We start from the raw sequence: 20,250 nt of genomic DNA on the forward strand, positions 1-20,250 counted from the left end.
AGCGAGACGCTTGACCGATTGTTAACCATGAGCCGCCAATGGCGGCCGAATTCGTTCGCGGTGCGCGTCTCAGGGTGTCGACGCCTCATCCGGCACCACCTCGTCCGCCTCCGCACCAGCGATGACGGCCATACGGGCCTTTACGTCGCACAGCCAAGCGAAGTTCGCCTCCGTCTCGTCCTCGACCAGGGCCCGCTCAGCCAAGCGGAGTTCGCTATTTAGCGCTCCAGACTTGCGGTGCAAGATCACGGCCTGACGCAATGCGTCTTCGAGACGCACAGGATCGGCATGCGCGTCAAGGGTCCATCGATCGCCCGGGCGCACATGACTGGCGAGCCGGGAGGCGGCTTCCGTGAGCCCGGCCCGCTTCAATCGGCTCTCCAGAACCGCGACGCCGGGCTGATCCGCGTCGGCGTGGCTGTCGAGCAGGAGGGAGCGCAACGCCTGCGCATCCGGGTCGCCCAGTTCGAGCTCGGCGAGATCCTCCGCCTCGATCCCGAGCAGTTCGGGGTGGACGAGGAGGCTGGAGACGATCATCGCCTCGCGGTCGCGAAACGCCACCGGGCCGGAGGCGCTGGTCTCGCCGGCATAGAGCGGATTGAACTTGGTGGTGATTCGCGGCGAGGGTGGCGGATCGCCCGGACGGGGCTGCCGCTGGAAGGCGGGTCGCGCGGAGGCCGCCCGCGGCTCCCAGGGGCCGCGGCGCCCGGAGGCGGCCTGCGGAGAGAGAGCGCGCAGGCGGCCCTCGATCTCGTCCCGGTAGAATCCCCGCACGGTCTCGTCGCGGATGGAGGCGACCATCTCGCGCAGCGATTTGGCGAGACCGGCTCGCCGCTCGGGCGTATCGAGCGGCGCCCCGTCGGTGGCGCGCGACCACAGCACTTCGACGAGGGGCCGGGCCGCGTCGAGCACCCGGTCGATGGCCGATTTTCCCTCGGCGCGCAGGAGGTCGTCGGGGTCCTGGCCCTCGGGCAGCATGGCGAAGCGCAGGGACTTGCCCGGCGTCAGGCCGGGCAGCGCCACATCGAGGGCCTTGAAGGCCGCACGCTGGCCGGCGCCATCGCCGTCGAAGCATAAGATCGGTTCGTCGGCGTTGCGCCAGAGAAGGCCGATCTGCTCCTCGGTGAGCGCCGTGCCAAGGCCCGCCACCGCGTTGGGATGGCCCGCCAGGGTCATGGCGATGACGTCGACGTAGCCCTCGACGGCGATGATGACGCCGCGATCGTGCGCAGGCTTGCGGGCCTGGTGCAGATTGTAGAGGAGCTGCCCCTTGTGAAAGAGCGGCGTCTCCGGCGAGTTCATGTACTTCGCCTTGGCGTCCTTCTGCATCGCCCGGCCGCCGAAGGCGATGACGCGCCCGCGCGAATCGGCGATCGGAAACATCACCCGGTCGCGAAATTTGTCATAGGGAACGCGGATGTCCTCGCCGGCCACGAGCAGACCGAGCTCGACCATCAGGTCGCGGTCGACATCCTTGGCGGCGAGGTGGTCGCGCAGAGCGTAGCGGTCACCGGGCGCGTAGCCGAGACGGAAGCGGCTCCGGGTCTCCGAGCCGAGCTGGCGCCGGTCGAGATAGGCGCGTGCCTCCGCACCGGCGCGGCCGCGCAGCTGCTCCTCGAAGAACGCGGCGGCCATCTCCATGACGTCGAAGGCCCCGGCGCGCTTGGTCTCCTGCTCGCGGGCATCGGCGCTTGGCGCCGGCAGGGTCACGCCGGCCTCCGCCGCCAAACGCTCCACCGCCTCCGGAAAGCTCAAGCCCTCCGTCTCCATCAGGAAGGTGAAGACGTCTCCGTGCTTGCCCGAGGAAAAGCAGTGATAAAACTGCTTCTGGTCGTTCACGTAGAACGAGGGCGACTTCTCGGCATTGAACGGCGACAGACCGCGCCACTCGCGGCCCGCTTTCTTCAGCCGGACGCGCCGCCCCACGATATCGGATGCGGGCAGGCGCGCACGGATCTCTTCAAGGATGTGGGGCGGGTAACGCACGGCAAGAACCGGACCTCTGCGGCCGCCCATCTTAGCGACCCGGGCTTAAAGAGTCCCCAACGCCGATGCGGGGCGCTGGGACGCCCTCAGGCCTTTGCGTTCAGCGCCTCTTTCACGAGGCCGCTCGCCTTGGCGAAGTCCATGCGGCCGGCATAGGCGCCCTTCAGGGCGGCGATGACCTTGCCCATGTCCTTGGGCCCGGCGGCGCCCACTTCGGCCACGGCCTTGTCGATGGCCGCCCGGGTCTCGGCCTCGTCCATCTGCTGCGGCAGGAAGCCGGCGATGATCGCGACCTCGTTGCGCTCGTTCTCGGCGAGCTCGGGCCGGCCACCCTGGTCGTAGACAGCGGCCGATTCGTTGCGCTGCTTGATCATCTTCTGCAGGAGCGCGAGGATTTCCTCCTCGGAGGCCGGCTCCTTGCCGAGGCCGCGCGCCTCGATGTCCTTGTCCTTCAAGGCGGCCTGGATCATCCGGACGGTGGCGAGCTTCGCCTTGTCGCCGGCCTTCATGGCTTCCTTCATCTCGGTGGTGAGACGGGCGCGCAGCATCGTGTGACTCCTGAAAAATGAACCCAGGGCAGCGGATCAACGGCGTGGTCTGCGAATTGCTGCGCGAACCAGGGTTCTTGAGACGCGCCGACGCGAGGGCCACATTGACCCTAACACGGCACGCTCGCTATGAGCGCCGCACGACAAGCCGCCCGCATGCGCCGCTATACGGCGCCGGGATCGGCCGGACATAAGCGAGATCACGCCGATGCTGCAAGATGATGGCGTCCAGACGCCTGCCGTGCCCGCGCCCCCCGCTCCCTGGGCCGAGCCCCTGGCTACAGCCCTTCTGGTCCTGGCGGACGGGACCGTGCTGGAGGGCTTCGGCATCGGCCAGACCGGAACCGCCGACGGTGAGGTCTGCTTCAACACCGCGATGACCGGTTACCAAGAGATCCTGACCGACCCATCCTATGCCGGCCAGATCGTCACCTTCACCTTCCCGCATATCGGCAACACCGGTACCAACGACGAGGACCTTGAGAGCCTCGATGCGGCGCCGGCCTCCGGCGTGCGCGGCACCGTGATCGCGTCCGCCGTGACCAAGCCATCGAACTGGCGCTCGTCGAGCCACCTCGACGCTTGGCTCAAGGCCCGCGGCATCGTCGGCATCACCGGCGTCGACACCCGGGCGCTCACCGCCCTGATCCGCGACAACGGCATGCCGAACGCCGTCATCGCCAACGATCCGGAGGGCCGGTTCGACCGCGAGGCCCTGAAGGCCCGCGCCGCGGCTCTCGCGCCGATGGAAGGTCTCGACCTCGTGCCGCCGGTGACGAGCCGTGAGCGCTCGGAATGGTCGCAGACCATCTGGGACGTGAAGGCCGGCTACGGCGACCGCAAGCCCGGCACCGGCCTCAAGGTCGTGGCGATCGACTACGGCGTGAAGCGCAATATCCTGCGGCTTCTGGCCGAGGCCGGCTGCGACGTCACCGTGGTGCCCGCCACCACCACCGCCGACGAGATCATGGCGATGGAGCCCGATGGCGTGTTTCTCTCGAACGGCCCGGGCGATCCAGCCGCCACCGGCGAATACGCGGTCCCGGTGATCCGGGCATTGCTCGCCGAGAAGGTGCCGACCTTCGGCATCTGCCTCGGGCACCAGCTGATGGGCCTGGCGCTGGGCGGCCGCACCGTGAAGATGGCGCAGGGCCACCACGGGGCGAACCATCCGGTGAAGGACAAGACCACAGGAAAGGTTGAGATCGTCTCGATGAATCATGGCTTCGCGGTCGATCCGGCGAGCCTGCCCGAGACGGCGCTAGAGACCCACGTCTCCCTGTTCGACGGCTCCAATTGCGGCCTCACCCTCACCGACCGGCCGGCCTTCTCGGTTCAGCACCACCCGGAGGCCTCGCCCGGCCCACGGGACAGCCACTACCTGTTCGAGCGCTTCGTCGCCCTGATGAAGGCCGGCAAGCCCGAGACCCTGGTCACCACCGCCGACTGATTCGTATGGCCGGACGGAGGCGATGCCCCTTCCGGCCACCGCGGCGGCGGCAGGCCAGCCCTGCACGCAGGCGATGCCAACCGCGAGAAGGTTCCCGCCGCGTCACAAAAAATCCGGCATTCCGGGGCATCCCGGCATCGTTAACGGCCCGCTAAGGACGGCGTTCGAAGATCGTCGCCGGGTCGGTTCCGACGCTTGCCGGGGATTTCCACATGACGTTCGACGACGCGCGCGACGACTTCTCGCGCCTGCATCGCCTCTTCACGTTCCATCTCGGCGTGGCCGTCAGCCTCGCGTGGATGACCGCCCTCTACTCGGCCTGCTATGCGCCGTGGGTCCGCAACATCCGCGCCTTGATCGACCCGGCCGCGAGCCTCGACCGCGTCGAGAGCACCTGGTCCTTCCTGTTCGCGCTACCGGTGGTGATGACGCTGGCCTGGATTGGCCTGTATTTCGGCCGCGAGATGCTCCGCCGGAGCCAGACCCTCTCCAATGCGGCACTCGAATTCGCCGCCGCCGCCGTGGTCGCCTTCGGGGTGTTCTACCTGTCCATCGACCGCGCCGTCTCGGCTCTCTACCTGGGCTTCTGAGACGCTTCAGCGCTTCACCTTCGGCCCGCGCCCTTCCAATGGCGGCGGGCTGCGTGTAAGTGCCAGGATCAACGACAATCCACGCCGCTAGCGCCCCCAGGCCCGTGCCGCTTCTCCGGCACCGCGCATGGCCGGGCGCGCGTGCCTGCAGCCAAGGCGCCCGATGCCGAAACGCACCGACATTTCCTCGATCCTGATCATCGGTGCGGGGCCGATCGTCATCGGTCAGGCCTGCGAGTTCGATTATTCCGGGACCCAGGCCTGCAAGGCCCTCCGCGAGGAGGGCTACCGGATCGTGCTGGTGAATTCGAACCCGGCCACGATCATGACCGACCCGGACATGGCGGACGCGACCTACGTCGAGCCGATCACGCCCGAGATTGTCGCCAAGATCATCGAGAAAGAACGCCACGCCATTCCGGGCGGCTTCGCCCTGCTCCCGACGATGGGCGGCCAGACGGCGCTGAATTGCGCCCTGTCCCTCAAGAAAATGGGCGTTCTGGAGAAGTTCGACGTCCAGATGATCGGCGCCACCACCGAGGCGATCGACAAGGCCGAGGACCGCCACCTCTTCCGCGACGCGATGACCAAGATCGGCCTGGAGACGCCGAAATCGGCCCTGGCCAACGCCTCGGCGGCCAAGAAGGCCGACCGCGAGAAGTACCTGGCCGAGGTCGCCCGCATCGAGGCGGCGAACGAGGGCGAGGCCCGCGCCGCCGCCCTCGCCGCCTTCGAGAAGACCTGGCACCGGGGCGAGTCCGAGCGGCGCAAGCGCTACGGCGAGCACGCCATCGGGCAGGCGCTGATCGCGCTGGCCGAAGTCGGCCTGCCGGCGATCATCCGCCCCTCCTTCACCATGGGCGGCACCGGCGGCGGCATCGCTTACAACCGCGAGGAATTCCTGGACATCGTCGAGCGCGGCATCGACGCCTCGCCGACGAACGAGGTCCTGATCGAGGAGAGCGTCCTCGGCTGGAAGGAATACGAGATGGAGGTCGTTCGCGATAAGAACGACAACTGCATCATCGTTTGCTCCATCGAGAACATCGACCCGATGGGCGTCCATACCGGCGATTCCATCACCGTCGCGCCGGCTCTGACGCTCACGGACAAGGAATACCAGGTGATGCGCGACGCATCCCTGGCGGTCCTGCGCGAGATCGGCGTCGAGACCGGCGGCTCGAACGTCCAGTTCGCGATCGACCCCGCCACCGGCCGGATGATCGTCATCGAGATGAATCCGCGCGTCTCGCGCTCCTCCGCCCTGGCCTCGAAGGCCACCGGCTTCCCGATCGCCAAGGTCGCGGCCAAGCTCGCCGTCGGCTACACCCTCGACGAGATCGCCAACGACATCACCGGCGGCGCGACACCGGCCTCGTTCGAGCCGTCGATCGACTACGTCGTCACGAAGATTCCCCGCTTCGCCTTCGAGAAGTTCCCCGGCGCCGAGCCGACGCTGACCACCGCCATGAAGTCGGTGGGCGAGGCCATGGCGATCGGCCGCTGCTTCGCGGAATCGCTCCAGAAGGCCCTGCGTTCCCTCGAGACCGGCCTCACCGGTCTCGACGAAATCGAGATCGAGGGACTCGGCAAGGGCGACGACCACAACGCCATCAAGGCCGCCCTGGGAACCCCGACGCCCGATCGCCTCCTGAAGGTCGGCCAAGCCCTGCGCCTCGGCGTCAGCCACGAGGAGGTCCATGCCTCCTGCAAGATCGATCCGTGGTTCCTGGAACAGCTTCAGGCGATCATCGACCTGGAGAACCGGGTCAAGGCCCACGGCATCCCGAACACCCCCGGGGCGCTGCGCCAGCTCAAGGCGGCCGGCTTCTCCGATGCCCGCCTGGCCGTGCTCGCCAAGACCAACGAGGACAGCGTGCGGGCGGCGCGCCGCGCCCTGGGCGTGCGCCCGGTGTTCAAGCGCATCGACACCTGCGCCGCCGAGTTTCAGGCGCCCACCGCCTACATGTACTCGACCTACGTGGCGCCCTTCGCCGGCACGGTGGTGGACGAGGCACGCCCGACCGACGCCAAGAAGGTCATCATCCTCGGCGGCGGCCCGAACCGGATCGGTCAGGGCATCGAGTTCGACTATTGCTGCTGCCACGCCTGCTTCGCGCTCTCCGAGGCCGGCTACGAGACCATCATGGTCAACTGCAACCCGGAGACGGTCTCGACCGACTACGACACCTCCGACCGGCTCTATTTCGAGCCGCTGACCCAGGAGGACGTGCTCGAGATCATCGAGACCGAGCGTCAGGCCGGGACGCTCCACGGCGTCATCGTGCAGTTCGGCGGGCAGACCCCGCTGAAGCTGGCCCGCGCCCTGGAAGCCGCCGGCGTGCCGATCCTCGGCACCTCGCCGGATGCCATCGACCTCGCCGAGGACCGCGACCAGTTCAAGCGCCTCCTCGACAAGCTCGGCATGAAGCAGCCCAAGAACGGCATCGCCTACTCAGTGGAGCAGAGCCGGCTCGTCGCCTCGGATCTCGGCCTGCCCTTCGTGGTGCGTCCGAGCTACGTCCTGGGCGGCCGCGCCATGGCGATCATCCGCGACGAGGCGCAGTTCGCCGACTACCTCCTCGACACCCTGCCGAGCCTGATCCCGTCGGACGTCAAGGCACGCTATCCCAACGACAAGACCGGACAGATCAACACGGTCCTGGGCAAGAACCCGCTCCTGTTCGACCGTTACCTGTCGGACGCCACCGAGATCGACGTCGACGCCATCTGCGACGGCAAGGACGTCTTCATCGCCGGCATCATGGAGCACATCGAGGAGGCGGGCATCCACTCGGGCGATTCCGCCTGTTCGCTGCCCTCGCGCTCGCTGTCGCCGGAGATCATCGCCGAACTGGAACGGCAGACCCGGGCCATGGCCTTGGCGCTGAAGGTCGGCGGCCTGATGAACGTCCAGTACGCCATCAAGGACGGCACGATCTACGTGCTCGAAGTGAACCCCCGCGCCTCGCGGACGGTGCCCTTCGTCGCCAAGGTGATCGGCGATCCGATCGCCAAGATCGCCGCCCGCGTAATGGCCGGCGAGTCGTTGGCGAGCTTCGACCTGAAGGCGAAGGTCCTCAATCACATCGCCGTCAAGGAAGCGGTGTTCCCGTTCGCCCGCTTCCCCGGCGTCGATGTGCTGCTCGGGCCGGAGATGCGCTCCACGGGCGAGGTCATCGGTCTCGATTCGAGCTTCGGGGTCGCCTTCGCCAAGAGCCAGCTCGGTTCGGGCACCCTGGTGCCGAAGGGCGGCGCGGTCTTCGTCTCGGTGCGTGACGCCGACAAGGAGCGCATCCTGCCGGCGATCCGCCTGCTCTCGGAGCTGGGTTTCACCATCATCGCCACCGGCGGCACGCAGCGCTACCTGGCCGATCAGGGCGTCCCGACCGAGCGCGTGAACAAGGTCCTGGAGGGCCGGCCGCACGTCGTCGACTCGATCAAGAACGGCGACATCCAGCTCGTCTTCAACACCACCGAGGGGGCGGGCGCCCTGTCGGACTCGCGGTCCCTCCGGCGCGCGGCCCTCTTGCATAAAGTGCCGTACTACACCACTCTTGCAGGAGCGATGGCTGCGGCCGAGGGCATCAAGGCCTATCTCGGAGGCGATCTCAAGGTCCGCGCCTTGCAGGAATACTTCGCGGCCTGAAGTCTCGCGCGGCTTCCGTGTTGAACGGAAGCCGTGTTGTTGGCGGTTCAGGAGTAACTTACTCTGGCCCGGAAGGAGCGGCGTGCTCCTGGCCGGGCTTATTCATTGTGGCGCGAGACGATGACGATAGACAAGGTTCCGATGACGGTGCGCGGTTACGCAGCGCTGGAGGAGGAGTTGAAGCACCGCCAGCAGGTGGAGCGCCAGCGGATCATCCAGGCCATCGCCGAGGCCCGCGCCCTGGGCGACCTGTCGGAGAATGCCGAGTACCATGCCGCCAAGGAGGCGCAGTCCCACAATGAGGGCCGCGTCCTGGAGCTCGAAAGCATGATCTCGCGCGCCGAGGTGATCGACGTGTCGAAGCTTTCCGGGACGAAGATCAAGTTCGGGGCCACGGTGAAGCTCCTCGACGAGGACACCGAGGAAGAGAAGACTTATCAGCTCGTCGGCGAGCCCGAGGCGGACGTGCGCTCCGGCCTGGTCTCCATCACCTCTCCGATCGCCCGCGCGCTGATCGGCAAGGGCGTCGGCGACACCGTCGAGGTGACGACGCCGGGCGGCGGAAAGTCCTACGAGGTCGTCGCCGTCCAGTACGGCGGCTGAGCCGCCCATGCGATCGGGACCCTTCCGGGCAGCGGCTCCGCTGTTCGGTCTCGTCGCGCTGCTCGGATCGGCCTGGGCCGAGGACCTGCCGAGCCTCGGGGGCGAGCGCCTGGCCGGCGTCGACGTCGATGTCCGACCCCTGCTTGCCCTCGGCGGCGGCGTTCCGGCCCTGGCGCTGCGTGAGGATCTGCTTTCCGCCCTGAAAGCTGAATTCGCCGACCAGCTCGGCGGCCGCGGGCCCGTGCTACTGGTGCGGATCACGGGCCTCTCGATCAATCCCTATGCCGGTGGCGACGGCGGACGTGGCCGCCTCGGCGGTGGCACGCAGAGCGATTATCTTGACGGCGAGGCCCTGCTCATCGGACGTCGGGGCGAGATCCTCGCGCGTCATCCCCAGCTCTCCGCGGTCCCGTCGAGTTCGGGCGGGGCCTGGTACGACCCGGCTTCCGAGCGCCGCCGGGTGACCGCCATCGCCCAGCACTATGCGGGCTGGCTCCGGCGCGCCCTGCCCCAGGATTGAGTGGACGGCGTGGCGGATGACTCCGCTCGAGGATTGACCTGGATCACCTGATGTCGGCAGCGTCCGCGATGCCCTCCACCACCGGCGCCGCTGCGCCGCTTCCCGACCTCGCTCAGGCCAGGACCTGGATCGTCACCGACGGCAAGGCGGGCGACGAGAACCAATGCGTCGGCCTCGCCGAAACCCTCGGCCTGCCGTTCGAGATCCGTCGGATCGCGCCCCGCCCCCCCTTCGGCTGGATGGCACCCTGGGGACCGATCGACCCGCGGGACCGGCCGGGCAACGCACGCGGCGCCTTGTCCGGGCACCTCCCCGATCTGCTGATCGCGTCCGGGCGCCGGTCCGTCCCGTACCTCCGCGCCGTGCGCACGGTGTCCGAGGGCCGCACCTTCACGGCCTTCCTGAAGGATCCCCGCATCGGCCACGACGCGGCGAACTTCGTCTGGGTGCCCGATTACGACGACCTGCGCGGCCCCAACGTCTTCACCACCCTGACACCGCCGCACCAGGTCACACCGGAGCGTCTCGCCGAGGCCCGCGCGCACCCGGACCCGCGCCTGTCCACCCTGCCCTGGCCCCGCATCGCGGTGCTGATCGGCGGCGACAGCCGACATTTGAGCTATCGCCCGGCGGATATGCGCAGGCTCCTGCGCGACCTCGACAAGCTCACCGAGGGCGGCTGTTCCCTCATGGTCACCGTGTCCCGGCGCACGCCGCAGAACCTGCGGGACGCTCTGCGGACCATGGTGGCGACGAAAGGCGGTTTCTTCTGGGACGGTGGCAGCCCGAATCCCTATGTTTCGATGCTGGCGATCGCCGATTCGATCGTCGTCACCTCGGATTCGGCCAACATGGTCGGGGAGGCTGTAAGCACCGGAGCTCCCGTCCTCCTGTTCGACCTGCCCAAGACCTATATCCGCCACAGGCGGCTGTTCGCGGGACTCGCGATGGCCGGGGCCCTGAAGCCCTTCGTCGGCCGCCTGGAGGAATTGCACTACCAGCCCCTGGATGCGACCCCCGTCATCGCAGGCGCGATGGCCAAGGCCTATGCCGAGCACCGCGCGCGATGGGCCTGAAGGAGACGAGAGCGATGGCGCACACCCATTCCAAACTCATCATCATCGGCTCCGGCCCCGCCGGCTACTCCGCCGCGATCTACGCCGCCCGTGCCATGGTGGAGCCGCTGATGATCTCGGGCTTCCAGCCCGGCGGCCAGCTCATGATCACCACCGATGTCGAGAACTATCCGGGTTTCGCCGAGGCGATCCAAGGTCCCTGGCTGATGGAGCAGATGCGCTCCCAAGCCGAGCATGTCGGGACCAAGATCGTGTCCGAGTACATCACCAGGGTGGATTTCCAGGTCCGGCCGTTCCGGCTGGAGGCCGATTCCGGCGAAACCTACTCGGCCAACGCGGTCATCATCGCCACGGGGGCCCAGGCCAAGTGGCTCGGCCTGCCGTCGGAGGCCAAATACCAGGGCTTCGGCGTCTCGGCCTGCGCCACCTGCGACGGCTTCTTCTTCCGGGGCAAAGAGGTCGTGGTGGTCGGCGGCGGCAACACCGCCGTGGAGGAGGCGCTCTACCTCGCCAACCTCGCCGCCAAGGTCATCGTGGTCCACCGCCGGGGCGAGTTCCGCGCCGAGCGCATCCTGCAGGAGCGCCTGTCCAAGCACCCCAACGTCGAAGTGGTGTGGCACCACGCGGTCGAGGAGATCTGCGGCAGCGAGAAGCCGCCGTCGGTGACCCATGTCCGCCTCAAAGACACCCGCACCGGCGAAATCACGGAGCGCCGAACGGATGGCGTGTTCATCGCCATCGGCCACCAGCCGGCGACCGCGATCTTCGACGGCCAACTGGCCATGCGCGACGGCGGCTACATCGAGACGGCGCCGGGCACGACGCATACGGCGATCCCCGGGGTCTATGCCGCGGGCGACGTCACCGACGACGTCTACCGTCAAGCGATCACCGCCGCCGGCATGGGCTGCATGGCTGCCCTCGACGCCGAGAAGTACCTGGCCGCCCTCGAAGTCGGCGAAACACCCCAGCAAGCCGCCGCAGAATAGGAAGATTCTGGCGGACGACGGCGCCATGCGTCTTGCGCGCGACGTCAAGACAATCGCAAGGTCGACCCACTAACCTAAGCGCTGACGGCATGAGCCGTCGGCGTCACCCGCATGACTCGAACCTTTCCGTCCACGTCCCGCGTGGGCCGGAGGGTCCGGGTCGCTCGGGCCAGGCACGGATAGCCGACTCGCACGCCGCGAGACGGGAAGCTTGGTCAGCCGGCGTCGGGTTGCGTACGGGAGTGGACGCCTTGGACTGGGACAAGATCCGCATCTTCCTCAACGTGGCGGAAGCCGGCAGCTTCACGCGAGCGGGCGACGACATCGGCCTGAGCCAGTCGGCCGTCAGCCGTCAGATCAGCGCCCTCGAACGCGAGTTGAAGGCGCCGCTGTTCCACCGCCACGCCCGCGGCCTGATCCTGACCGAACAGGGCGACCTCTTGTTCCGCGCGGCGCGGGACATGAAGCTGCGCCTGGAGAACACCAAGGCGCGCCTCGTCGAAACGAGCGAGCGGCCGACCGGCGACCTCAAGGTCACCACCACCGTCGGCCTCGGCACGGCCTGGCTGGCCCAGCGCGTCGCCGAATTCCTCGACCTCTACCCGGACGTGCGCGTCGAACTCATCCTCACCAACGAGGAACTCGACCTGGCCATGCGCGAGGCCGACGTGGCGATCCGGATGCGGCGTCCGGCCCAGCCGGACCTGATCCAGCGGCGCCTGTTCACGGTCCACTACCACGCCTTCGCCTCGCAGGATTACGTGAAGCGCTTCGGCGAGCCGAAATCCATCGCCGACCTCGATAATCACCGCCTGGTCTCGTTCGGCGGCAACGAGCCGTCCTACCTGCTGGCGACGCACTGGCTCTCCACCGTCGGCCGCGAGGGACAGGAGCGCCGGACGATCCACTTCACGGTAAACAACATCACGGCTCTGCAGCAGGCCATCGACACCGGCGCCGGCATCGGCATCCTCCCGGACTACGCGGCGGAGGGTCAGGCGGGCCTGGTTCAGGTCATGCGCGAGACCGAGATGCCGCACATGGAAAGCTATCTCGTCTATGCCGAGGAGATGCGGTCCGTCGCCCGTGTCCAAGCGTTCCGCGACTTCCTCGTGGCCAAGGCCCAGCGCTGGACGTACTAGAAGCGACACCGGACGCCTGAGCGGACGGGGCAGCGACCTACCCCGCCGCAGGGCCCGTCAGACGAACAGGCGCTCCTTCTCCAGCCCCTTGTAGAGGCCGGCCACCTGTTCGCCGTAGCCGTTGTAGATCAGGGTCGGCACGCGCTGGTCGGTGCCCAGGACCCGTTCCGTGGCCTGGCTCCAGCGGGGATGCGACACCGCCGGATTGACGTTGGCCCAGAAGCCGTACTCGGCCGATTGCAGCCCTTCCCAGAAGGTCTTCGGACGCTCGGCCACGAAAGAGATCTTGGTGATCGATTTCACCGACTTGAAGCCGTATTTCCACGGCACAACGAGGCGGATCGGCGCGCCGAACTGGTTGGCGAGCGGCTTACCGTAGACGCCCGTGGCGACGAAAGCGAGGTCGTTGCCCGCCTCTTCCAGGGTCAGCCCCTCGGTGTAGGGCCAGGGATACAGGAACGACTTCTGGCCCGGCGCCATCGACCGGTCGAGGAAGGTCTGCATCTGGATGTACTTCGCGCCTGAGGTGGGCTTCGCCAGCGCCACGAGCTTCGCGAGGGGGAATCCGGTCCAGGGCACCGACATGGACCAGGCCTCGACGCAGCGGTGCCGGTAAAGGCGCTCCTCCAGCGGCATCTTGCGGATGAGGTCGTCGATTCCGAGGGTCATCGGCTTCTCGACGAGGCCGTCGATGGCCACCGTCCAGGGCCGCGTCTTCAGGGCGTTGGCGGCCGGCAGGACCGACTTTGAGGTGCCGTATTCGTAGAAATTGTTGTAGTCGGCGCTGAACTTCTCCGGGGTCAGCGGGCGGTCGAGGGTATAGGCCTCATTGCGCTTGGCCGGATAGAGATCGGCGGTCGGGTCGGACGCCGCCCGGGCGCTCTCCGTCCCGATCAGCGAGGCGGCCGCTAGGCCCGCGGCCCCTCCAAGCAGGCGCCGGCGATCGAGGAACACGCTCTCCGGCGTCGCGAGATGTTCGGGCATCTCCCATGCGTGGGTGCGTCTGATGTTCATGTCGTTCCCTCCGTTCAGCGCGAATCGCGGCGCGCCGGCCTGTTGTCCTGACATTGGCCGGACGCGGCGAGCGCGCAAGCCGTCTCAATGTCACCCTTCGCCGGCAGGCGGCCGCAGGTTACGGGCGGAACGCGATCACGGAGGGGGCGGATCGTCGCGAAGGGCCCGACGCAGCACCTTGCCCACGTTGGTCTTGGGCAGGGCGTCGTGGAAGACGACCCGGCGGGGAACCTTGTAACCGGTGAGCTGCGAGCGGGCGAAGGTCCGGAGTGCGTCGGTGGTCATCGCGTCGTCCTTGCGCACCACATGCGCGACGACCATCTCGCCGGTCTCGTCGTTGACCGCGCCGACCACGGCGCATTCGAGTACGCCCGGATGGCTCGCGAGCACGTCCTCGATCTCGTTCGGGTAGACGTTGAAGCCCGAGACCAGGATCATGTCCTTCATTCGATCGACGATGCGGACCTGTCCATCGGGGTTCAGCACCGCCACGTCGCCGGTGCGGAAGTAGCCATCGACGGTGGTGGCGTGGGCCGTCTCGTCCGGGCGCTTCCAGTAGCCGGCCATGACCTGGGGGCCGCGCACGCAGAGTTCGCCGGGCTCGCCGATATCGACCTCGCGGCCGTCGAGCCCTCGGATCGAGACGTCGGTCGAGGGCAAGGGATACCCGATGGTGCCGCTCCACGCGGAGAGATCCGGCGGGTTGACGCAGACCACCGGGGAGGTCTCGGACAGGCCGTAGCCCTCCACGATGGCGCGACCGGTGATCGCCTTCCACTTCTCGGCGACCGCCGCCTGCACCGCCATCCCGCCCGCGATGACGAAATCCAACCTCGAGAAGTCGACCTCGCGGATCTTCGGATGGTTGATGAGCAGATTGAACAGGGTGTTCACCCCTGAGAAGTGGGTGAAGGGCGTCCCCTTGAGGGTCTTGATGAAGCCGTCGGCATCGCGCGGGTTGGCGATCAGCAGGCAACAGCCACCGACCTTCATGAAGAAGAAGAAGCAGCAGGTCAGGGCGAAGATATGATACAGTGGCAGCGCCGTGACCATGACGCGCGCTGCGCCGTCCTCGGCCGAGACGCGGAACCAGATCCGACTCTGCTCGACATTGGCCATGATGTTGCGATGAGTCAGCATCGCGGCCTTGGCGACCCCCGTGGTCCCGCCGGTATATTGCAGGAACGCCAAGTCGTCCGGCACGACGGGAACCCGGACCTTCGGCTTGCCGGTGCCCGCGCGGATCATCGCGTCGAAGCGGACCGCGAGTCCTTCGGGCAAGCGATAGGCCGGAACGGCTTTCTTCACATGGCGCGAGACCAGGGTGATCAGCCGCCCCTTCAGGCCGAGGCCGTCGCCGGGACCGGCCAGGACCACGCGGTCGAGGGCGAGGTCCGGCAGGGCCTGCACCACGGTATGGGCGAAATTCTCTAGGACGAAGAGGATGCGCGCGCCCGAATCGTTCAGCTGCGCCGTCAACTCGCGCGGCGTGTAGAGGGGATTGACGTTGACGACGATACAGCCGGCGAGGAGCACGCCGAAGATCGTCGCCGGATAGGCGGCGACGTTCGGCATCATGATGGCGACGCGATCCCCCTTGGTCAGGCCCTGCGCCGCCAGCCACGCGGCGACGGCCTCCGCCGACGCCCCGAGGGCCGCGTAGGAGATGCGGGCTCCGAAGCTCTCCAGCGCGGGCCGCGCGGCCGAGCGCGCCGTGCACTCCTCGAACAGGTCGACCAGCGTTCCGAGGCCGTCGACATCGAGCTCAGCGGGAATGCCCGGCGGATACGCGGACAGCCACGGGCGCACGGCGCTCCGGGTTTCGGCCATGTCGATCCTCCCTGCGATGCGACCCGGCGGCTTCCTGCCTCCTTAGTTCACACCTAAACTATCCTCAGGCATTCCGGCGGCGGGATCAAGCGTCGGCGCGGGACAGGCGCAAACGATCCTGCCGCGTCGTCAGCCCGTTGCAACTCAGGTGCGGCAGAAACGCGATGCAGGCCAGGGTACCCGCTAACAGGGCATCCCCGATCGTCATCGATCGGCGCGGCCAGATGCCGAACCCCGCCGCGTGGGCGAAGCCCAGCATGGCCAGGGCGAACCAGAGGGCGAGGTACCGGAGCAGGACGTCGACCGCGGCCCGCATCCAGCGCCGGGGCTGGGATCGACCCGCAGGACCGTTGCCGATCAGCAGGGCGCCGACCCCCAGGACGCTTCCGAACACCGTCGCGGCGAGGGCTGATCCGAGGGCGTAGGCCGCCGGCATCGGCTGCTGCGTGATGAAGGCGGTGCCGCCGCTGGCGAATGCGAGGCGCAGGGCTACGCCGCCGAAGGTGGGATAGAGGCAGGCCGCCAGGAACAGGGCCACGGCCAGCGCCCCGCCGATGAGGCGGCGGGGCCAGCCGGCCGATCCCGGCCGCAGGATCCGCAGGCCGAGGCAGGCGAGCCCGTAGACGATGGCCACCGCGAAGAGTGGGTAGCGATCGAGGAAGAAGCCGTAGAAGCGGGCGTCGAGCTCGGGCGGCATGGCCACCCGCTGGTCGAACCCCGTGGCGAAAGTAAGCGCGATCGCCAGGAGCGCTGCCGCCAGCGGAGTCACGGCCGGCAGCACGCGGCTCAGGCCTCGTAGTTGTCGCGCACCAAGCGGTCGAGCAGGCGCACGCCCCAGCCCGCCCCCCAGCTCCTGTTGATCTCGCTCGCCGACGAGGACATCGCCACGCCGGCGATGTCGAGATGCGCCCAGGGCACGTCGTTGACGTAGCGCTTCAGGAAGGACGCCGCGGTCGCCGCGCCACCATGGCGGCCGCCGGAGTTCTTCATGTCGGCGAACTTCGAGTCGATCGCCTTGTCGTAAGCCGGAATCAGGGGCATCCGCCACACGGCCTCGCCCGTCGCCTCGCCGGCGGCCGTGATCTTGGCCGAGAGCGCGTCGTCGTTGGAGAACATCCCGGCGATGTCCTGGCCGAGGGCGACGATGATCGCCCCCGTCAGGGTCGCGAGGTCGATCATGAACTTCGGCTTGTAGGCGCTCTGGATGTGCCAGAGCACGTCGGCGAGGACGAGGCGGCCCTCGGCGTCGGTGTTGATGATCTCGATGGTCTGGCCCGACATCGAGGTGATGATGTCGCTCGGGCGCATGGCGTTGCCATCCGGCATGTTCTCGACGATGCCGATGGCACCGACGACGTTCACCTTCGCCTTCCGACTGGCGAGCGCGTGTATCGTGCCGACGACGCAGGCGGCTCCGCCCATGTCACCCTTCATGTCCTCCATGCCGCCGGCAGACTTGATCGAGACGCCGCCGGAATCGAAGCAGACGCCCTTGCCGACGAAGGCCAGGGGCGCCTCGGCCGGGTCGGCGGCGCCGTTCCAGCGCATCACCACGACGCGGGCCTCCTTCGTCGAGCCCTGCGCCACGGCGAGGAGGGCGCGCATGCCGAGCGCCTCCAGCTTGCCAGGGCCGAGAACCTCGACCTCGACGCCGAGCTGCGTCAGTGCCTCGGCCCGGCGGGCGAACTCCTCCGGATAGAGGACGTTCGGCGGCTCGTTGATCAGCTCGCGCGCCAGGATGACGCCGTCGGAGACCGCCTCCGAGACCTTCGCGGCCGCCTCGGCGGCGGCGCCATCAGCCACCATCAGGGTCAGCGCGGTGGCCCTGGCATCCTCGCCCTCGGGCTTCTTCTTGGTCTTGTAACGGTCGAAGCTGTAGTGGCGCAGGCGGGCCCCGAGGGCGAAATCGGCAGCGTTCTCGGCCGTGACATCGAGACCGGCGAGGATCAGGGCGGCCTGGGCGTTCCGGCCCGAGACCTTGCTGGCGGTGAAGCCGCCGAGCGCAGGCCAGTCGATCTTGGCGCGGTCCTTCTCCGAGCCGAGGCCGATCACCACCAGGCGGTCGGCGTCGAGGCCTGCGGGTGCGGGCAGTGCCAGGGCCGACAGGGACTTGCCCTTGAAGCGCTCGCTGGCGGCGGCACGGGCGACGAGATCGGCCACGCCGCCGCCGATCGCCTGGGCCACGGCCGGAGCCAGGGCGAGATCGTCGCCGACGAAGAGGACGACGTCGCCCCGGCCCACCGGGCCGAGGGGCCCGAACGCGATCGTAATTCCGTCCGCCATGACGCTAGCTTTCCGAGGATTGGGCTCGAACGAACCGTGCGTTCGAAGTGGTGCGTGCAGGATGTGCGGAGCGGCACGGCATCGGACGTGCCACTCCCGGCGCTTCTGTGTACCTGTTGAGGCACAGAACGCAACGCGACCGGACGGCCGTGAAAGCGCCCAAATCGGCGCGCCCGGATCGGAGTCGACGGCCGGGGGGCGGGACGGATACAAACGGGTGGGGCCGAGGCCTCGCCGGGCGATGCGGGGGGCGATCCGCGAGACGCCGATCCACGAGAACCCATGACGCAGATCGAGCGCTACATCTTCAAAATCGCGCTCGGGGCCTTCTTCGCCTGCCTCGTCGGCCTGACCGGTACGATCTGGGTGACGCAGGCCCTGCGCGAGCTCGACCTCATCACCGCCAAGGGTCAGACCCTGGTCATCTTCTTCCTCATCACCGGTCTTTCGCTGCCGACCCTGATCACCGTGATCGCTCCGGTGGCGCTGTTCATCGCCGTCGTCTACGCGCTGAACAAGCTCAACGGTGATTCCGAGCTCATCGTCATGTCGGCGGCAGGGATGCGACCGCGGCAGATCCTGCGCCCCTTCCTCAGCCTCGGCCTCGCGGTCAGCCTTGCGGTGGCCTTCCTGACGATCCAGGTGATGCCATCGTCGTTCCAGGAACTGCGCGACGTGCTGACCCGGGTGCGCGGCGACTTTATCGCCAACGTGGTCAAGGAGGGGCAGTTCACCAGCCTCGACAGCGGCATCACCTTCCATTTCCGCGAGCGCGGCCCGGGGGGCGCCCTGCTCGGCCTGTTCATCCAGGACAAGCGCGAGGCGGGCAAGTCGGTGGTCTACCTCGCCGAGCGCGGACAGGCGTTGGACTATGGCGGCCAGAGCTATCTCGCCCTGGAGAAGGGCAGCATCCACCGCCAGCAGAAAGATTCCCGCGACGCCTCGATCATCACCTTCGAGCGCTACACCGTCGACCTCGCCGCGTTCACGCCGCCCGACGCCGAGCTGGTCTACAAGCCGCGCGAACGCGCCACGGCGCAGCTGCTGTTCCCCGACACCAGCGAGACCTACTACAAGCAGCAGAAGGGTCGTTTCCGGGCCGAGCTGCACGACCGGCTCTCGTCCTGGCTCTACCCGCTGGCCCTGACCTTCATCGCCTTCGCGGCTCTCGGCGACCCGCGCACCACCCGCCAGGGGCGCGGCCTCGCGGTGGCCGGCGCCGTCCTCGCGGTGGTGGTTGTGCGCATCGGCGGCTTCGCGGCTTCCAGCGCGGCGGCGCGCAGTCCGGGCGCGGTGGTGGCCGTCTACGCCGTGCCCCTCCTCGCCATCCTGATCTCGGCGGTGATCATCTTCAACGGCGCGGCGGTGCGGGACTGGAACGCCCGGGTGGGCCGGGCCGCGACCGGGCTCGTCGGCCGCTTCGGCCGGCGCCCGCGCCTCGGCGTGCAGTGAGGCGGAGCTGACGCCATGCTGATCGGCGCCACCCTTGGCCGCTACTTCGCGATGCGCTTCGTGCGCACGATCCTGGGGGTGTTCCTCACGGTCTTCACGCTGGTCTACACCCTCGATTTCGTCGAACTCCTGCGACGCGCCGGCGACGCCGAAGGCGCGTCCACAGGTTTGATGGCGCAGCTCTCGCTCTATCGAACCCCGGCAGTGGCCGAGGGCGTACTGCCCTTCGCCATCCTGTTCGGCTCGATGGCCGCCCTGCTCCAGCTCTCGCGCAAGCTCGAACTGGTGGTGGCCCGGGCCGCCGGCATCTCGGCCTGGCAATTCCTGCAGCCGGGCGTGTTCGTGGCGCTGGCCATCGGGGCCTTCACGGTGGGGGTCTACAATCCCATTTCGGCGCTGATGAAGCAGCGCTCCACCGAGATCGAGGCGAAGATCTTCGCCCGCTCGACCAAGGCCAACTCGGGTAAGGATCTCTGGATCCGCCAGCGCAGCCTCGACGGGCAGGCCATCATCCGCGCCGACACCGCGGTGGAGGGCACCACCACGCTGGCCGGCGTCTCGGTCTTCGCCTTCGACGAGGCCGGCATCTTCACCGCGCAGATCGAGGCGGCCAAGGCCAGCCTGCACGACGGCTACTGGGAGCTGAGCCAAGCCCGGGTGATGGCCAAGGGCCAGCCTGCCGAAACCTTCGACACCTACCTGATCGCCTCGACCCTGGTACCCTCGCAGGTGCGCCAGCGCTTCACGCCGCCCGAATCCGTGCCTTTCTGGCAACTGCCGGAGACCATCTCACGCTCCGAGCGGGCCGGCCTCGACGCCACGCGGTACCGCCTCCAGTACGACGTCCTGCTGGCGCGGCCCGTCCTGTTCCTGGCCATGGTGCTCGTGGCGGCCAGCGTTTCCTTAAGGTTCTTCCGCTTTGGTGGTGTCGGCAAACTGGTGCTGAGCGGCGTCGCGGCGGGGTTCGTGCTGTACGTCGCCCGACAGGTGCTGGAAGGCCTCGGTGCCTCGGGAATCGTGACGCCGGCTGTGGCGGCGTGGTTCCCGGCCGTGGTAGGGAGTCTCCTTGGTACGCTCACGCTTCTCTATCAGGAGGACGGCTGATGTCGGACTCGGTG

General features: G+C 68.1%; 16 protein-coding genes. 10 read left to right on the plus strand and 6 right to left on the minus strand.

Translation table 11 applies throughout. The features are described 5' to 3' along the window. Positions 1 to 69: 69 nt before the first annotated feature. Positions 70 to 1,986 carry a DNA primase gene (dnaG, locus tag AC6EUL_RS01025; protein ID WP_499868335.1) on the minus strand — a complete coding sequence of 639 codons (1,917 nt, stop codon included), beginning with the start codon at positions 1,984 to 1,986 and terminating at the stop codon, positions 70 to 72. Between the two features lie 86 nt (positions 1,987 to 2,072). Next, positions 2,073 to 2,534 carry a GatB/YqeY domain-containing protein gene (locus AC6EUL_RS01030; RefSeq protein WP_056218815.1) on the minus strand — a complete coding sequence of 154 codons (462 nt, stop codon included), beginning with the start codon at positions 2,532 to 2,534 and terminating at the stop codon, positions 2,073 to 2,075. Positions 2,535 to 2,742: 208 nt separating this feature from the next. Between AC6EUL_RS01030 and carA the strand changes: the two genes are divergently transcribed. The 8 genes from carA (at position 2,743) to AC6EUL_RS01070 (ending at position 12,553) form a co-directional block, all read left to right on the plus strand. Continuing rightward, positions 2,743 to 3,984 carry a glutamine-hydrolyzing carbamoyl-phosphate synthase small subunit gene (gene carA, locus AC6EUL_RS01035; protein ID WP_056273425.1) on the plus strand — a complete coding sequence of 414 codons (1,242 nt, stop codon included), beginning with the start codon at positions 2,743 to 2,745 and terminating at the stop codon, positions 3,982 to 3,984. A 212-nt stretch (positions 3,985 to 4,196) separates the two neighbouring features. Further along, positions 4,197 to 4,574: a hypothetical protein gene (locus AC6EUL_RS01040; RefSeq protein ID WP_056218810.1), complete on the plus strand. Its 378-nt coding sequence runs from the start codon at positions 4,197 to 4,199 to the stop codon at positions 4,572 to 4,574. Positions 4,575 to 4,737: 163 nt separating this feature from the next. Then, entirely contained in the window at positions 4,738 to 8,223 is a 3,486-nt protein-coding gene (gene carB / locus AC6EUL_RS01045) for a carbamoyl-phosphate synthase large subunit (protein ID WP_499868339.1), read from the plus strand. Positions 8,224 to 8,349: 126 nt separating this feature from the next. Beyond that, positions 8,350 to 8,826 (plus strand): transcription elongation factor GreA, encoded by a 477-nt coding sequence (gene greA, locus AC6EUL_RS01050; protein ID WP_181017364.1) that lies wholly within the window; start codon positions 8,350 to 8,352, stop codon positions 8,824 to 8,826. Between the two features lie 7 nt (positions 8,827 to 8,833). Then, complete coding sequence (locus AC6EUL_RS01055; protein WP_499868341.1) at positions 8,834 to 9,346, plus strand: hypothetical protein; 513 nt, start codon at positions 8,834 to 8,836, stop codon at positions 9,344 to 9,346. A gap of 50 nt (positions 9,347 to 9,396) precedes the next feature. Then, positions 9,397 to 10,422: a mitochondrial fission ELM1 family protein gene (locus AC6EUL_RS01060; protein WP_499868343.1), complete on the plus strand. Its 1,026-nt coding sequence runs from the start codon at positions 9,397 to 9,399 to the stop codon at positions 10,420 to 10,422. A 14-nt stretch (positions 10,423 to 10,436) separates the two neighbouring features. Beyond that, the gene (trxB, locus tag AC6EUL_RS01065; RefSeq protein WP_499868345.1) at positions 10,437 to 11,411 is read left to right on the plus strand and encodes a thioredoxin-disulfide reductase; all 975 of its coding nucleotides are present in this window, start codon (positions 10,437 to 10,439) and stop codon (positions 11,409 to 11,411) included. A 251-nt stretch (positions 11,412 to 11,662) separates the two neighbouring features. Beyond that, positions 11,663 to 12,553, plus strand: coding sequence for a LysR family transcriptional regulator (locus AC6EUL_RS01070; RefSeq protein ID WP_055956592.1), 891 nt, complete (start codon positions 11,663 to 11,665; stop codon positions 12,551 to 12,553). Positions 12,554 to 12,610: 57 nt separating this feature from the next. Here AC6EUL_RS01070 and msrP read toward each other — a convergent pair whose 3' ends face one another. The 4 genes from msrP to AC6EUL_RS01090 all read right to left on the minus strand — a co-directional run bounded on the left by msrP (position 12,611) and on the right by AC6EUL_RS01090 (position 17,680). Next, complete coding sequence (gene msrP, locus AC6EUL_RS01075; protein WP_056273437.1) at positions 12,611 to 13,567, minus strand: protein-methionine-sulfoxide reductase catalytic subunit MsrP; 957 nt, start codon at positions 13,565 to 13,567, stop codon at positions 12,611 to 12,613. Between the two features lie 135 nt (positions 13,568 to 13,702). Continuing rightward, the gene (locus AC6EUL_RS01080) at positions 13,703 to 15,397 is read right to left on the minus strand and encodes an AMP-binding protein (RefSeq protein ID WP_499868347.1); all 1,695 of its coding nucleotides are present in this window, start codon (positions 15,395 to 15,397) and stop codon (positions 13,703 to 13,705) included. 85 nt (positions 15,398 to 15,482) lie between these two features. Continuing rightward, complete coding sequence (locus AC6EUL_RS01085) at positions 15,483 to 16,178, minus strand: hypothetical protein (protein ID WP_200941281.1); 696 nt, start codon at positions 16,176 to 16,178, stop codon at positions 15,483 to 15,485. A gap of 5 nt (positions 16,179 to 16,183) precedes the next feature. Next, positions 16,184 to 17,680 (minus strand): leucyl aminopeptidase, encoded by a 1,497-nt coding sequence (locus AC6EUL_RS01090; RefSeq protein WP_499868349.1) that lies wholly within the window; start codon positions 17,678 to 17,680, stop codon positions 16,184 to 16,186. A gap of 282 nt (positions 17,681 to 17,962) precedes the next feature. Between AC6EUL_RS01090 and lptF the strand changes: the two genes are divergently transcribed. Further along, positions 17,963 to 19,132: an LPS export ABC transporter permease LptF gene (gene lptF, locus AC6EUL_RS01095; RefSeq protein WP_056218783.1), complete on the plus strand. Its 1,170-nt coding sequence runs from the start codon at positions 17,963 to 17,965 to the stop codon at positions 19,130 to 19,132. A 15-nt stretch (positions 19,133 to 19,147) separates the two neighbouring features. Then, on the plus strand, positions 19,148 to 20,236 hold the full coding sequence (gene lptG / locus AC6EUL_RS01100) for an LPS export ABC transporter permease LptG (RefSeq protein WP_056218780.1): 1,089 nt from the start codon (positions 19,148 to 19,150) through the stop codon (positions 20,234 to 20,236). Positions 20,237 to 20,250 lie beyond the last annotated feature (14 nt).

It is taken from the genome of Methylobacterium sp. 001424705, from assembly GCF_059816145.1.

Excerpts from the sequence above, each read along its gene's own strand:
- AC6EUL_RS01055 (WP_499868341.1), top strand. The coding sequence starts at position 8,834 with ATGCGATCGGGACCCTTCCGGGCAGCGGCTCCGCTGTTCGGTCTCGTC.
- AC6EUL_RS01030 (WP_056218815.1), bottom strand. The coding sequence starts at position 2,534 with ATGCTGCGCGCCCGTCTCACCACCGAGATGAAGGAAGCCATGAAGGCC.
- AC6EUL_RS01040 (WP_056218810.1), top strand. The coding sequence starts at position 4,197 with ATGACGTTCGACGACGCGCGCGACGACTTCTCGCGCCTGCATCGCCTC.
- carA (WP_056273425.1), top strand. The coding sequence starts at position 2,743 with ATGCTGCAAGATGATGGCGTCCAGACGCCTGCCGTGCCCGCGCCCCCC.
- lptG (WP_056218780.1), top strand. The coding sequence starts at position 19,148 with ATGCTGATCGGCGCCACCCTTGGCCGCTACTTCGCGATGCGCTTCGTG.
- AC6EUL_RS01080 (WP_499868347.1), bottom strand. The coding sequence starts at position 15,397 with ATGGCCGAAACCCGGAGCGCCGTGCGCCCGTGGCTGTCCGCGTATCCG.
- trxB (WP_499868345.1), top strand. The coding sequence starts at position 10,437 with ATGGCGCACACCCATTCCAAACTCATCATCATCGGCTCCGGCCCCGCC.
- carB (WP_499868339.1), top strand. The coding sequence starts at position 4,738 with ATGCCGAAACGCACCGACATTTCCTCGATCCTGATCATCGGTGCGGGG.
- AC6EUL_RS01090 (WP_499868349.1), bottom strand. The coding sequence starts at position 17,680 with ATGGCGGACGGAATTACGATCGCGTTCGGGCCCCTCGGCCCGGTGGGC.
- lptF (WP_056218783.1), top strand. The coding sequence starts at position 17,963 with ATGACGCAGATCGAGCGCTACATCTTCAAAATCGCGCTCGGGGCCTTC.
- AC6EUL_RS01060 (WP_499868343.1), top strand. The coding sequence starts at position 9,397 with ATGTCGGCAGCGTCCGCGATGCCCTCCACCACCGGCGCCGCTGCGCCG.
- msrP (WP_056273437.1), bottom strand. The coding sequence starts at position 13,567 with ATGAACATCAGACGCACCCACGCATGGGAGATGCCCGAACATCTCGCG.